Below are 12,714 nucleotides of genomic sequence, written 5' to 3' on the forward strand. Positions count from 1 at the left end.
TGGCCATCAGTGCGAGATCTGCGACCCGCCCTCCGGTATTGCATGCGGGCGCATGCGGACGACCGGCCCTTCGCGGGAGAATGCCGAAAACGCCAAGCGGCGCGATGGGGTCAGGCGCGATGGGGTCAAGGCGCGATGGGGTCAAGGCGCGATGGGGTCAGGTCCGACATTCGGACATTGGGGAACTTCATTGAATCAAAAAAGTTCCTCGATCTTACGAAATGTCCGAATGTCGGACCTGACCCCGGGGTGCGCAGGCGAAAAAAAGCCGGCTTCCTTGAAAGCCGGCTTTTTCGTAGGAACAAACGGATTAGAGACGGCCGCGCAAGGAGCCTGCTTCGGCGTTTATAGAACCCTTGGCGCCCTTCACGCGCACCAGCACGCTGGCGATGCCGGCTTCGGTCGTCGCCACGCTCGGGCCGACGATCTCGTAGCCTTCAGCGGCGGCGAAGGTCACCGACTTGCCGCTGTCCGGCACCACGGTGCCGTTGGCGTCGAGCAACTTGGCGCGGATGAACACCAGGTCGCCGTCGGTCGACCTCACCGCCAGGTCATCCACCGCGATGCCAAGCTTGACCGGCTCGGCCGGCGTCTGCACGACATGCTCGGCCACCTTGCGGCCCTTCAGGTAAGCCACCGCCTTGAGCGTACCGGCCTGGAACTGGCCGGCGTCGAACTCCAGCGGCGGATGCGCCAGGTTCGGATGCGTCTTCGACGGACCGCTCTTGACCTTGCCCAGGCTCTTGCCGTTCAAGAACAGCTCAACCTCGTCGGTGTTGCTGAACACGCGCACCTGCGGCAGCGAATCCTTGGTCCAGTAGCTGGCGATGAACACCATTGGCCCACCGCCCCATTTCGCCGATGTCTCCGACGCGCTGCGCTGCGAGCGGAAAAACTCCGCCGAGAACTTCGGCAGACGGTCGATGCTCATGACGCCGGACGATTCCAGGTCCGGCGCGTAGCCGCGGCCATAGTCGAACATCACCCAGTAGCCGTCGGCCACGGCGCCGGTCTTAAAGTTGTCGTCGTGCGACTCGGCCAGGTTCTTCGCCTGCTGCAGCAAACGGGTTTCGCCATCGGTCAGCAATTGACGGCTGCTGCGGTCGGCCTCTTTCAGGTCGCCCCACGCCGTTTGATTAAAGCCGGCGTTCATCGCATAGTATTCCCAGTCGCCGTATTCGGAGACGATCAGCGCCTTGTTCGGCAACGGCTTTTTGTCCTCCAGCCGGTGCTGGCGCGCTTGCAGATACACGTCGTAGGTCTGCGGCACCCAACCGGCGGAATAGGCCTGGTCGCCCGGATACTCCTGGTGCACGGTCTTATGCAGCTTGTCGATCAGTTGATCGGGCATCTGCGTTTCGTTCAGCGAGCATTCCCACGCCAATACGCTGGGGTGGTTACGGTCGCGCCGCACCATGTCGCTACAGGTTTTCAGCACCTGCGTGGCGAACGCCGGATCGGGATTGAAGTACTGCCAGCCCGGAATACCCGGCAGCACCATCAGGCCCAGTTCATCGGCGGCGGCCATGAAGGCCGGCGAATGCGGGTAGTGCGACAGGCGCACGTAATCGAAGCCGGCGCGCTTGATCAGCAGCGCGTCGCGGTAGTCGGCCTGCGGCGACAAGGCGTAACCGACGTACGGGAATTCCTGGTGGCGGTTCACGCCGCGCAGGAAAGTCTGTTCGCCGTTGATCAGCAACTTGCCCTTTTCAAGCGCGATGCGGCGGATGCCGGCGCGGGTGGTGACCACGTCCTGCTGCCCTTTGCTCGAGACGGTGGTTTGGATCGCGTACAGGTTCGGCGACTTCGGCGACCACAATTGCGGGCGGTCGACCTTCAGGTCGCGGGTGACGTGGCGGCATTCGCCGGCGGCCAGCTCGATCTTCCCGGTCCCGTCGGCGACGCGGGCGTTCTTGAACAACAGGCGCTGGCCCAGTTGCGCGGTGCGCGCTTCGGCGGCGGTGTTGCACACTTCGGCCTTCACGCGCACGATGGCGGACTTTTTATCGGCCTGCGGATAGGTGACGAACACGCCGCCGCCCGCCTCGGTATTGGACAGCATTTCGTCGCTGATATGCACCGCCGGCTTGATGCTCAAGGTGACGTCGCGGTAGATGCCGCCGTACTGGATGTAGTCCAGATCCTTCAGCGGTTTCGGGCCGGTGACGGCGTTGTCTTCGTTATTGATGCGCACCACCAGCTCGTTGGCGCCGCCGGCCTTCAGGTGCGGCGTGACGTCGTACGAGAATGGCAGATAGCCGCCCAGGTGCGTGCCGAGGTGCTTGCCGTTGAACCAGACGTCGGCGACGTTCATCGCGCCTTCGAAGCGCAGCACCGCTTGCTCGCCGGGAGCTACCTTGGCGTCGAAGCTTTTCTTGTAATACGCGCTGCCCTGCCAGGAGTTGACCGGGATTTTCGCTTCGAGGCGGGCGGTGTGCGGCAGGTCGACCTTGGTCCAGGCGCCCGGCGCGACCTTGTCGACGGTGTCGGCGCTCTTGGCGTCGTCGCGGTAGAAGTCCCATGACTGATTGAGGCTGGTGGTGGCGGCGCTGGCCGCCGAACTCACCGCCAGTGCCAGCAAACCGATGGTCGGGAAGCCCCGCGCCTGCTTGTGTAGACTCGAAATAAAACTGGTCATAGTGCGTGGAACTCCCCAAAAATACCGGATAAAAAAGAATGGAACAGGCGACCGCCGACGCATGGCGGCGTCCGGCAGCTATCACGGCGCAGTATATCCAGTATTGTTTTGACACGCAGCCGAAAGCCGGTACGTATACAAATTATTCATGGGTAGAGATAACTTTGATATGCGCCGGTAGCGTAACCGGCCTGCCCATTGTCAGGAGTCAGGCTATCGATGGCGGCGGCGACGCGTTGGACGTGACGTTATTCCAGGACTTTGCGGTCTCCCAGGGCGAAGGTTAGTCCGCCACGGGACTTTCGATTACCAGCCCATTTTTGTCCGTATCACCGCCGTCAGCAGCGCCGCGTTGGCCTGGTGTTGCGGAATGCGCGGATGGCCGTTAAAGCCGGTGTAAGGCAATACCACCGTATCGATACGGGTGTCCTTGTTCTCGTCCCGCATTTGATCGACGGCCGTGCGCACGTAGCCCGGCCACTTGGAGCCGGCCTTCACGGCGTCCATGCTGCCCAGCGCGCAGATGATGTAGGCCTTGGGGTACTTCGACCGTATCGTCTGGACGAACTTCCGGTACGCCGCCACGCGCTGGGCGTCGTTGGGCACCGGCGACAGGCGCTTCTCGCGGTCGATCAGCCAGCTGTCGTTCTGGAACAGGTTAATGACAACGACGTCCGGCGTCCACCGCTTGAAGTCCCACACGCTATCGTTGTTGCCGACCGCGTTCAACTGGTCGTAGAACTCCGGCATCGTGAACGGGAACCAGCTGATCATCACGCCGATGCCGCTTTGCGAGATCAGGTGCAGTTCGGCGTCCAGCGCGCGCGCCGTGATCGAGGCGTAGGACATGAAGCTGTTCTTGTCCTTGACCAGATGGTCGGGACCGTCGGCGGGCGACTCGTTGCCCATGCCGCTGGAGATGGAATCGCCGAAGAACTCGACGCGCCGCTGTTTGCGCGGCGGCGGCGCCAGCAATGCGCCGCCATCGGCCAGTTCAAGTCCCTGGAACACGGTGGCGCCCTCCTCGCCCTCCGAGCGCTTGGTGATCAGAAAGCTGTGACGGCCCGGCGCCAGCTTGTCGGCGACCGGATAGGTCTTGCTCCCCTTCTCCGCCTGCACCAGCACCGGCCGCGTCAGGTCGCCGTCGATGTAGACGTCGAAAAAGTTCTTGCCGAATTGATCGTCGAGCTTGATGGCCAAAGTGGTGCCGGTGAAGTTGCCCTCGATGCGGGTGCCCGGCCAGGAAATCACCGGCGCGGCGGCCGCACGTTGGTCGACCCGTCCCGTGTATTGCAGATTGGCGTTATCGGCGCCGACCGTGACGGCCGCCCAGGCTTGCCCGGCCAGCAGCAACGCGGCGATGAAGGCGGCGCCGTTGCGGGCGCCGCCTGTAAATCTTGCTAACATCATATTGAGTCCCCTTTCCGCTATTGTGGGCGGGGACACCGGCTTCGGCAATTGCGATATTCACCAATGCCGCAACAGAAAAAACCAAAGCCCGCTGAAGGGCAACGCGCTCTGGCGGCCTATTCGAAATCCGTCGCGTGCAGGATCAGCACGGGAAATCCAGGATAGGCGCGCATCTTTCGCTGGCACGCCAGTTTGATGAGCCTGCGGTGTGCCTCGAACGTCGCGAGCGCGCCGCCGCCAGTTTGCGGGAACGCCCTGGTCAACGCGCTGGCCGAAATCATCGCGAACTTGCGCGCCGTCGTAGCGACCTGCACATAAAAGGTGACCCGCTGCCCATCCATCGACAGCGACACGTCCTGGAGCTCGATGCCGGCCGTCGGCCGGCTCGGTGCGCAGGCGCGGTATTCCGCGTCGGTCCTGCGCACGGCGCGCCGGCGCTCCTTGCGGATCAAGGCCAAATGTTTGGTTTGAAACACTTCCTCATGCAGGAAATGGTCCTCGTCCCACACGCAAAACACCGACAGGGCTTCGGGCCGGTCGCGGTGGAAGTCCGCGACGCCCACCACGATCATTTCCGGGCCGCCGAGTTTGGGTTTGACGAGATCACCGGACGACAACATGTTCATAGATCACTCCACGATCAACAATTGAATCACTCCCAACCTGTTCAGCCAGGGTTTCTGACTAGGCCGCCCCGGACCGCAGCTGGTCGAGGATCTCCATGGCCGCCTTCTCGGCCTCCTGCTCGGCCATCGCTTCGCTGGTCAGCGCGACGTCGGCGGCGACGCGCTTTTTGGGAACGATATTATTCATGTGCATGGGATTGTCGGACGGCGCGAACACCGCGACGTACGCGCCCCAGTCGTCGCAACCCTCCAGCGCTTCGGCCGTGTAGTCGATCTCGTATCCGTCCACGGTTTTTATCGGCATGGCATTCTCCAATGTTTTTACGGCAGCATAACCTTGTCCGGCGTCATCGGCGTGCTGCGCACGCGCCGCCCGGTGGCGTGGTAGATGGCGTTGCAGACGGCCGCCGCCACCCCCACCTGGCCGATCTCGCCGACGCCCTTGGCGCCGATCCTGCTGACGATGCGGTCGTCCTCCTGGACGAAGATGACATCGATATCGTGGATGTCGGCGTTGACCGACACGTGGTACTCGCTCAGGTTGTGGTTCATGAAGCGGCCTTCGTGATGGTCGCAGAAGGTCTCCTCGTGCAGCGCCTGGCCGATGCCCCATACTACGCCGCCGACGATCTGGCTGCGCGCCGTCTTGGCGTTGATGATGCGTCCGGCCGCGACCGCGCTGACCACCCGCGTCACCCGCACCGTGCCGAACTCCGGATCGACCCGCACCTCGACAAACACCGCCGAGTGGGTGGCGCGCTGGTACTTCATCTGCTTGAGCATATTGGGCAGCATCATGTATTTCTCTTCGATGCGCGCCTCGCCGCTGGCGGCCATGATGTCCGTCAGCGAAACGGCGACCTCCGGCCGCGCGGTCAGGCGCACGCCGCCGTTGGCGAATTCCACGTCCGCCAGGCGCGCCGTGGCCAGCGGCGAGTCGTCCATCCTCCGGGCCATGTTGAACAGCCGCTCCTTGAGCTTGTCGCACACGCCGTCCACCGCCGAACCGACCGTGGCCACGTGCGACGAGCCGCCTTCGATCGGCGCCACCGGCAAGGTCGAGTCGCCCAGCTGGAAGCGCACCCGCTCCAGCGGCAGGCCCATGGCGTCGGCGGCGATGATGCTCATCGCCGTGTAGGTGCCGGTGCCGATGTCGGTGGCGGCGCTGCTGACCACCAGGTTGCCGTCCGCGTGCAGCACGGCGCTGGCGCGGGCGAACATTTGCATCGCGTCCCACATGCCGGTGGCCATGCCCCAGCCGATCAATTCGCGCCCTTCGCGCATCGTGCCCGGCTCCAGCGGGCGCTTGTCCCAGCCGAAGCGCGCCGCGCCCTGCTCGTAGCAGGCGCGCAACTCCTTGGTGGAATACGGCAGGCCGTGGCTGGGATCGACCTCGGCGTAGTTCTTCAGGCGCAGCGCCAGCGGGTCCATTTTGAGCGCATAGGACAGCTCGTCCATCGCCACCTCCAGCGCGTGCACGCCGTGCGCCGCGCCCGGCGCGCGCATGTCCATCGGACTGGCGTGGTCGAGATCGACCAGCTTGTAGCCGAGCCGGATATGCTCGCAGGCGTACAGCTCGCCCGACCAGTTGACCACCACCTCGACGTAGTCCTCGATGCGCGAGGTTTCGGCCAGGGCTTCGTGGATGATGGCGCTCAGGGTGCCGTCCGGCTCGGCCGCCAGCCGGACGCGCTGCTGCGTTTCCGGCCGGTGGCCAAAGCTGAACATCTGCTGGCGCGTGAGCACCACGCGCACCGAACGTTCCAGCTTGAGCGCGGCCATCACCGCCAGCGGCAACTGGTACTGCGGCCGCAGGCCCGAGCCGAACGCGCCCCCAACATAAGGATTGCGCACCGTGACCTTGTCCTTCGACAGGCCGAACACGTGCGACACATACCAGCGGCTGTTTTGCGAGCTCTGGGTCTTGTCGTAGATCGTCAGGTGGCCGTCGGCGCCGCGGATCACGGTCGAGGCGAACATCTCCAGCGGATTGTGGTGCTCGACGCCGCTGTAGTACTCGCCCTCGATCTTGACGGCGGCGCTGTCCCAGCGGTCGTCCGGATGGCCCTTGGTGTCGGGCGGCGGCGTGTAGCCGGCCTTCAGGCGGCTGGGCGTGTAGGCGCGGCCGCGATGCTGCAGCAGATAGGTCTCGTGCGGCTCGACGTCGTAGTCGACGCGCACCAGCGCGGCCCCGTGGCGCGCCGCCTCGAATGTTTCGGCCACGACCAGCGCGACAGGCTGCCCGCTGTAGAGCACCTTGTCGTCGTACAGGGGGCGGAACGGCGAGCCGCCCGGCGCCGTCATGTCCTTGTAGAAAATGTCGAAGGAGCGGATGCGGGGCCGGTTTTCGTGCGAGATCACGTCCACCACGCCCGGCAACGCCAGCGCGGCGTCCGCGTGGATGGCGGCGATGCGGCCCTTGGCGACGCTGCCGCTGACCACCACGCCGTACAGCAACGGTCCTTCGCCGGCCTCGGGCCAGTGCTCGGCGGCGTAGCGCGCCTGGCCGGTGACCTTGTCGCGCCCGTCCACGCGCGAGACGGCCATGCCAATGTTGACGTTACCGGTGCCCTGGTCGGCCACGGGGGTGCGCAATGCTTCAATCAGATCGGTCACGGTTGCTCCTTGCCGGCGTATTCATGGGAATTGTCATGCGTGCCTTCGAGCGCCTGCTCGAGCGCGCGGATCACCGCGCGGCGCGCCATCGTGATCTTGAAGTCGTTCTCGCCCTGCCCCTGGGCGCCCGACAGCAGCAGCTCGGCCGCGTGCGCGAACGTTTCCGGGCCGGCGCGCCGGCCGATCAGGGCCGCTTCGGCCAGCGGCACGCGCCAGGGTTTGTGGGCCACGCTGCCCAGCGCCAGCCGGGCGTCGCGCACCACGCCGTCGTCGCCGACGTCGAGCATGGCCGCCACCGACACCAGCGCGAACGCGTACGAGGCGCGGTCGCGGAACTTCAGGTAGGCCGAGTGGGCGGCGAATTGCGCCGCGGGCGGCAGTTCGATATGGGTGATCAACTCGCCCGGCGCCAGCGTTGTGTCGCGCTCGGGATGGTCTTCCGGCAGCCGGTGAAAATCGGCAAAAGCGATTTGCCGCGCGCCGTCGGCCGACACCACGTGCACCACCGCCTCCAGCGCGGCCAGCGCCACGCACATGTCCGATGGATGGGTGGCGATGCAGTGCGCGCTGGCGCCGAGGATGGCGTGCTGGCGCGTCAGGCCGCCGATGGCCGCGCAGCCGCTGCCGGGCGCGCGCTTGTTGCAGGCGGTGGCGAGGTCGTAGAAATAGTGGCAGCGGGTGCGCTGCAACAGGTTGCCGCCGTTGCTGGCCATGTTGCGGATCTGCGGCGAGGCGCCCGCCAGGATCGCCGCCGTCAGCAGCGGATAACCGTCGCGCACCAGCGGGTGGTAGGCGGTGTCGGCGTTGCGCGCGGTCGCGCCCAGCAGCAAGCCGCCCGACGCGGACGGTTCGATGGCGTCGAGTTGCAGGCCGTTGACGTCGACCAGCGTGGTCGGGCGCATCACCTGTTCCTTCATCAGGTCGATCAGGTTGGTGCCGCCGGCGATGAACGCCCGCCCTGAGACATATTGGTGGCCCAGCGCGCCGGCCACGTCGGCCGCTTCCACATAGGTGATCGGATTCATGCCGGCACCGTCCCCGGCAGATACGGCCGGTCGGGATTATCCTTGCGCCCGGGCAGCCCCATGACCTCGGTCACGGCGGCGACGATGCCGGGATAGGCGCCGCAGCGGCAGACATTGCCGCTCATCAGCTCGCGCACCTCGGCGACCGAGCCGGCCTGCCCCTCGTTCATCAGCCCCACGGCCGAACACAGCTGGCCAGGGGTGCAGTAGCCGCACTGGAAGGCGTCGTGCTCGATGAAGGCTTGCTGCAGCGGATGCAATTGCACGCCGTCGGCCAAGCCCTCGACGGTGGTGATGTCCTTGCCATTTTGCATCACCGCCAAGGTCAGGCAAGAGTTGATGCGCTTGCCGCCAACCAGCACCGTGCAGGCGCCGCACTGGCCGTGGTCGCAGCCTTTCTTGCTGCCTGTTAAGCCTGCCCGTTCGCGCAGCAGGTCCAGCAGGGTGACCCAGGCCTCGACCTCGAAGCGGTGCGGCTGGCCGTTGATGCGCAGGTTGACGGGATAGGTGTTGATGGCCGCCTCGAGCGGCGCGGCGGTGAGATGGTCGTCCATGGCGATTCCTGAAATGGGTAGCCACCACTGTAGCCAGCGCGCTTGAAGCGGACTGTGTGTCAGCGCACGCTGGCGCCGCTTTAACGCACTCATCCACATACGTCAAATTCCTACCTCGTCCTTCGAGAAGCGCCTACATCGCGCGACGCGGATCGCGTGCATGATGAAGGCTTCAATCCCCATCAGCGAACCCCGATGACAGCAATTTCCAACCCAACATTTTCCCGCCAGGCCCCGGTCGTGGTCGCGCACGGCGGCGCCGGCGCGGATATCGCGGACCAGGACGGCTGCGTGGCCGCCGCCAGCGCCGGGCTGGCGCGGCTGCGCGCGGGCGCCGACGCGGTGCAGGCGGCGGTCGCCGCCGTCCGCGTGCTCGAGGACGACCCGCGCTTCAACGCCGGCACCGGCTCGGTGCTGCGCATGGACGGCGTCACCATCGAAATGGACGCGGCCGTCATGGACAGTCTGGGCCGCCTCGGGGCCGTGGCCGGCCTGCGCCGCGTGCGCCATCCGGTGGAGGTGGCGGCGGCCGTCGCGGGCACGCCACACTGGCTGCTGTGCGGCGAAGGCGCGCTGCGTTTCGCCCGCCACATCGGCGCCGGCGATCACGATCCGACCACCGAACAGGCGCTGCGCAAGCACCGGGAAATGCTTGAAGATCTGCAACACGGCAAGCGCCTGGTTCCCGGCGAAGACAACGCCAGCTTCGCGCAATACTGGAACTACCCGACGCCGCCGGCGATCGCCCCGGGCGAACCGTGCGACACCGTCGGCGCGGTGGTGCGCGACGCCGCCGGCCACTTCGCCGTGGCCGGCTCGACCGGCGGCTGCGCGCCTGCCCTGCTCGGCCGCGTGGGCGACACCCCGATCATCGGCGCCGGGTTTTACGCCGGGCCGGCCGGCGCGGTGGCCGTCACCGGTATCGGGGAGCACATCGTGCCTCACCTGCTGGCGCACCGGGTGCATGGCTGGCTGGCCGATGGCATGGCATTGCCGGCGGCGCTGGAGCGCGCGCTGACCTTGTTCGAGCCGGCCATCGACATCGGCCTGATCGCCGTCAGCCCCACCGACAGCGGCGCGCGCAGCAACCGCGACATGCCGTGGGCCGTGGCCAACGGAAACAATTGATTTAATCACCCACCTTTCTGGAGAAAAAAAATGATGAGCCGTTTGAAACCCCTGCACTCCCAAGTGATGGTCATCACCGGCGCCACCAGCGGCATCGGCTTGACGACCGCGCGCGCGGCCGCGCGCAAGGGCGCCAGCCTTGCGCTGGCGGCGCGCGACAGCGCCGCGCTCGATACCCTGGTGGCCGAACTGCGCGCCGCCGGCGGCGAGGCGCTGGCGGTGCCGACCGACGTCGGCAACCGTGACGAGGTGGCAGCCCTCGGCCGCGCTGCCATCCAGCGCTTCGGCCGCATCGACACCTGGGTCAACAACGCCGGCATCTCGATTTACGGGCGCAATCAGGACGTGCCGCTGGCCGACCAGGAAAAACTATTCCAAACCAACTTTTGGGGCGTCGTGCACGGCTCGCTGGTGGCGCTGGACTTGATGAAGGCCCACGGCGGCGCGCTCATCAATCTTGGCAGCGAACTGTCCGACCGCGCGGTGCCGCTGCAGGGCATGTATTCAGCCTCCAAGCACGCGGTCAAAGGTTTCACCGACTCGCTGCGGATGGAAATCGAAAAGGATAACGTGCCGATTTCGGTCACGCTGGTCAAGCCGGCCGGTATCGACACCGTGTTCACCGGCCACGCCCGCAACTACATGGCGAACGAGCCCGAACTGCCGGCGCCGCTGTACGCGCCCGAGGTGGTGGCCGACGCGATCCTGTACGCGGCCGAGCACCCGCAGCGCGACATCTACGTCGGCGGCGCCTCGAAGATGATCTCGCTGGAGAGCAAAATCATGCCGCGCGCGATGGACAAGTTCATGAACCTGTTCATGTTCAAGCAGCAGCAGAAGGATCAGCCGACCGTGCCCAACCGCGCCGATTCGCTGTACGCGTCGAACGGCATGGAGTTGAAGGAGCGCATGGGCGGCCATCGCAACAAGGTGCATGAACGCTCGGCCTACACCTACCTGAGCACGCGCGGCAAGCCGCTGGCGCTGTCGCTGCTGGTGGGCGGAACCTTGCTCGCGGCATGGAAACTCAGCGCACAGGCCGCCGCTGCGCAAGAGAAATAAGCGACCGCGAACTGCGGCGCCACGCCATTTTAAATATCGAGGAGTCAGCCATGTTCTCACTTAGCAAACTCAGCCCTTCCATCACCGACATGATCCGCATGGACCACAGCCATGTCTTGCTCGCCTTTCACCAATACACGGGCGGGGCCAAAAAGCGGGTCAAAAAAGCGCTGACCACCCATATCTGCACCGCGCTGGAAATCCACGCGACGTTGGAAGAGGAATGTTTTTATCCCACCATGCGCCGCATCAGCCCCGATGCCGTCACCGCCAAGAGCGAACCCGAACACGATGAGATGCGGCAACTCATCGCCCGGCTGCGCGCCAGCACCACCATCGACGACGAGCACGACCGCCTGCTGATGGAACTGATGCGCATCGTCATGCATCATGTGGCCGACGAGGAAACCGTGTTGCTCGCCAACGCGGAGAAATTGCTCAGCGCCGACCAACTAAGCGAGATGGGCATCCAGATGACCAAGCGGCGGCTGCAACTGGTTGGCGGCAAGGCGGGCACGATCGCCGCCAGCGGCGTGGTCGGTTTTTCCGGCAGCACCACGGCGCTGGTCCTGGCGCTGGCAGGCGGCATCGCGGCCGGTCATCTCTTGAAAGGATCGGCCAATGCGCGACTCCAAGCCCAGAACGGTTAGCATCGGCCTGCAGGGGGCGGGGGCCTACGGCGCCTTTACATGGGGCGTGCTCGACCGGCTGCTCGACGAGGAGGACCTGGCAATCGACTGCCTGACGGGCAGCAGCTCGGGCGCGATCAACGCGGCGGTGCTCGCCGACGGCTACGCCCGCGGCGGCGGCCGGCGCGGCGCGCAAGGGGCGTTGCGACGCTTCTGGACCGGGCTGGCAACTGCCGCCTCATTCAGCCCGATGCGGCGCACCTTGCTCGACCACCTGATTGGCGGCTGGACGATGGAAGCATCGCCCGCCTATCACGGGCTGGAAATGGCCGGCGTACTGGCCGGCCCGGTGTTCGAGATACCGCTCACGCAAAACCCGCTGCGCATTTTGCTGTCGCGCCTGATCGATTTCGACCGGGTCCGCGCCGCCGACACCATCCCCGTGTTCATCGCGGCCACCAATGTGCGCACCGGCAAGGGCCGCATCTTCACGCGCGACGAGATCACCGTGCAGTCGCTGCTGGCGTCGGCCTGCCTGCCGACGGTATTCGCCGCCGTCGAGGTGGAGGGTGAAAGCTATTGGGACGGCAGCTATGTGGCCAACCCGCCGCTGGCGCCGCTACTCGACCGCAACGCCGGCGACGTGATCGTGGTGCAGAACAATCCGGTCTCGCGCTCGACCATGCCGCGCAACCTTGCGGACATCAGCAACCGTGCCAATGAAATCGCCTTCAACATCAGTTTCGTGCGCGAACTTGCCACCCTCAAGCACGGGCTGGACGCGCCCGACGAGCAGGAAGGCACGTCCATGCACGCCAACCGATCGCGTTTGCACCTGATCAGTGGGAACGACACCTTGTCGGACTACCGCGTGTCGAGCAAGTTCAACGCGGAACGCGATTTCATCACCCATCTGCACCGGCGCGGGGTGGCGGCGGCCGAACAATGGTTGTGCACCGACGCCGGCCAGCTTGGGGTGCGCTCGACGCTCGACCTCGAGCGGGCGTTCGCGTAAGCGCTCGGGTT

The 12,714-nt window shown here is 65.6% G+C and carries 12 protein-coding genes; 5 read left to right on the forward strand and 7 right to left on the reverse strand.

Annotation, left to right across the window (positions count from 1 at the left end; translation table 11 throughout):
- Nucleotides 1–310: 310 nt before the first annotated feature.
- Nucleotides 311–2,638 carry a DUF4982 domain-containing protein gene (locus NHH73_20055; protein ID USX24897.1) on the reverse strand — a complete coding sequence of 776 codons (2,328 nt, stop codon included), beginning with the start codon at nucleotides 2,636–2,638 and terminating at the stop codon, nucleotides 311–313.
- A gap of 38 nt (nucleotides 2,639–2,676) precedes the next feature.
- Here NHH73_20055 and NHH73_20060 point away from each other — a divergent pair, with 38 nt between their 5' ends.
- Nucleotides 2,677–2,925, forward strand: a complete 249-nt coding sequence (locus NHH73_20060; GenBank protein USX24898.1) for a hypothetical protein — start codon at nucleotides 2,677–2,679, stop codon at nucleotides 2,923–2,925.
- A 19-nt stretch (nucleotides 2,926–2,944) separates the two neighbouring features.
- Here the strand turns inward: NHH73_20060 and NHH73_20065 are convergent, their stop codons facing one another.
- The 6 genes from NHH73_20065 to NHH73_20090 all read right to left on the reverse strand — a co-directional run bounded on the left by NHH73_20065 (nucleotide 2,945) and on the right by NHH73_20090 (nucleotide 8,869).
- Entirely contained in the window at nucleotides 2,945–4,048 is a 1,104-nt protein-coding gene (locus NHH73_20065; GenBank protein USX24899.1) for a GDSL-type esterase/lipase family protein, read from the reverse strand.
- 116 nt (nucleotides 4,049–4,164) lie between these two features.
- Nucleotides 4,165–4,674: a DUF1488 family protein gene (locus NHH73_20070; protein USX24900.1), complete on the reverse strand. Its 510-nt coding sequence runs from the start codon at nucleotides 4,672–4,674 to the stop codon at nucleotides 4,165–4,167.
- A 58-nt stretch (nucleotides 4,675–4,732) separates the two neighbouring features.
- Nucleotides 4,733–4,978 carry a hypothetical protein gene (locus NHH73_20075; protein ID USX24901.1) on the reverse strand — a complete coding sequence of 82 codons (246 nt, stop codon included), beginning with the start codon at nucleotides 4,976–4,978 and terminating at the stop codon, nucleotides 4,733–4,735.
- Nucleotides 4,979–4,995: 17 nt separating this feature from the next.
- Nucleotides 4,996–7,221: a xanthine dehydrogenase family protein molybdopterin-binding subunit gene (locus NHH73_20080; GenBank protein USX29663.1), complete on the reverse strand. Its 2,226-nt coding sequence runs from the start codon at nucleotides 7,219–7,221 to the stop codon at nucleotides 4,996–4,998.
- Nucleotides 7,222–7,286: 65 nt separating this feature from the next.
- A complete protein-coding gene (locus tag NHH73_20085; protein USX24902.1) occupies nucleotides 7,287–8,315 on the reverse strand; it encodes a xanthine dehydrogenase family protein subunit M in 1,029 nt (342 codons plus the stop codon).
- Nucleotides 8,312–8,869, reverse strand: coding sequence for a (2Fe-2S)-binding protein (locus tag NHH73_20090; GenBank protein USX24903.1), 558 nt, complete (start codon nucleotides 8,867–8,869; stop codon nucleotides 8,312–8,314). The genes NHH73_20085 and NHH73_20090 overlap by 4 nt, the downstream gene beginning before the upstream one ends.
- Before the next feature lie 195 nt (nucleotides 8,870–9,064).
- On the opposite strand from NHH73_20090, the gene NHH73_20095 reads away from it, so the two are divergent.
- The 4 genes from NHH73_20095 to NHH73_20110 are packed head-to-tail and all read left to right on the forward strand — an operon-like array spanning nucleotide 9,065 to nucleotide 12,703.
- Nucleotides 9,065–9,997: an isoaspartyl peptidase/L-asparaginase gene (locus tag NHH73_20095; protein ID USX24904.1), complete on the forward strand. Its 933-nt coding sequence runs from the start codon at nucleotides 9,065–9,067 to the stop codon at nucleotides 9,995–9,997.
- Nucleotides 9,998–10,027: 30 nt separating this feature from the next.
- Nucleotides 10,028–11,059 carry an SDR family oxidoreductase gene (locus NHH73_20100; protein USX24905.1) on the forward strand — a complete coding sequence of 344 codons (1,032 nt, stop codon included), beginning with the start codon at nucleotides 10,028–10,030 and terminating at the stop codon, nucleotides 11,057–11,059.
- A gap of 50 nt (nucleotides 11,060–11,109) precedes the next feature.
- Entirely contained in the window at nucleotides 11,110–11,709 is a 600-nt protein-coding gene (locus NHH73_20105; GenBank protein USX29664.1) for a hemerythrin domain-containing protein, read from the forward strand.
- Nucleotides 11,681–12,703, forward strand: a complete 1,023-nt coding sequence (locus NHH73_20110) for a patatin-like phospholipase family protein (GenBank protein ID USX24906.1) — start codon at nucleotides 11,681–11,683, stop codon at nucleotides 12,701–12,703. The genes NHH73_20105 and NHH73_20110 overlap by 29 nt, the downstream gene beginning before the upstream one ends.
- Nucleotides 12,704–12,714 lie beyond the last annotated feature (11 nt).

This window comes from Oxalobacteraceae bacterium OTU3CINTB1 (genome assembly GCA_024123955.1).
Lineage (GTDB): Bacteria > Pseudomonadota > Gammaproteobacteria > Burkholderiales > Burkholderiaceae_D > Rugamonas.

Bases quoted from the DNA above. Each gene is read 5' to 3' on its own strand.
- NHH73_20100 (USX24905.1), top strand. From the start codon at position 10,028: ATGATGAGCCGTTTGAAACCCCTGCACTCCCAAGTGATGGTCATCACC.
- NHH73_20095 (USX24904.1), top strand. From the start codon at position 9,065: ATGACAGCAATTTCCAACCCAACATTTTCCCGCCAGGCCCCGGTCGTG.
- NHH73_20065 (USX24899.1), bottom strand. From the start codon at position 4,048: ATGATGTTAGCAAGATTTACAGGCGGCGCCCGCAACGGCGCCGCCTTC.
- NHH73_20085 (USX24902.1), bottom strand. From the start codon at position 8,315: ATGAATCCGATCACCTATGTGGAAGCGGCCGACGTGGCCGGCGCGCTG.
- NHH73_20080 (USX29663.1), bottom strand. From the start codon at position 7,221: ATGGCCGTCTCGCGCGTGGACGGGCGCGACAAGGTCACCGGCCAGGCG.
- NHH73_20055 (USX24897.1), bottom strand. From the start codon at position 2,638: ATGACCAGTTTTATTTCGAGTCTACACAAGCAGGCGCGGGGCTTCCCG.
- NHH73_20060 (USX24898.1), top strand. From the start codon at position 2,677: ATGGAACAGGCGACCGCCGACGCATGGCGGCGTCCGGCAGCTATCACG.
- NHH73_20075 (USX24901.1), bottom strand. From the start codon at position 4,978: ATGCCGATAAAAACCGTGGACGGATACGAGATCGACTACACGGCCGAA.
- NHH73_20105 (USX29664.1), top strand. From the start codon at position 11,110: ATGTTCTCACTTAGCAAACTCAGCCCTTCCATCACCGACATGATCCGC.
- NHH73_20110 (USX24906.1), top strand. From the start codon at position 11,681: ATGCGCGACTCCAAGCCCAGAACGGTTAGCATCGGCCTGCAGGGGGCG.
- NHH73_20070 (USX24900.1), bottom strand. From the start codon at position 4,674: ATGAACATGTTGTCGTCCGGTGATCTCGTCAAACCCAAACTCGGCGGC.
- NHH73_20090 (USX24903.1), bottom strand. From the start codon at position 8,869: ATGGACGACCATCTCACCGCCGCGCCGCTCGAGGCGGCCATCAACACC.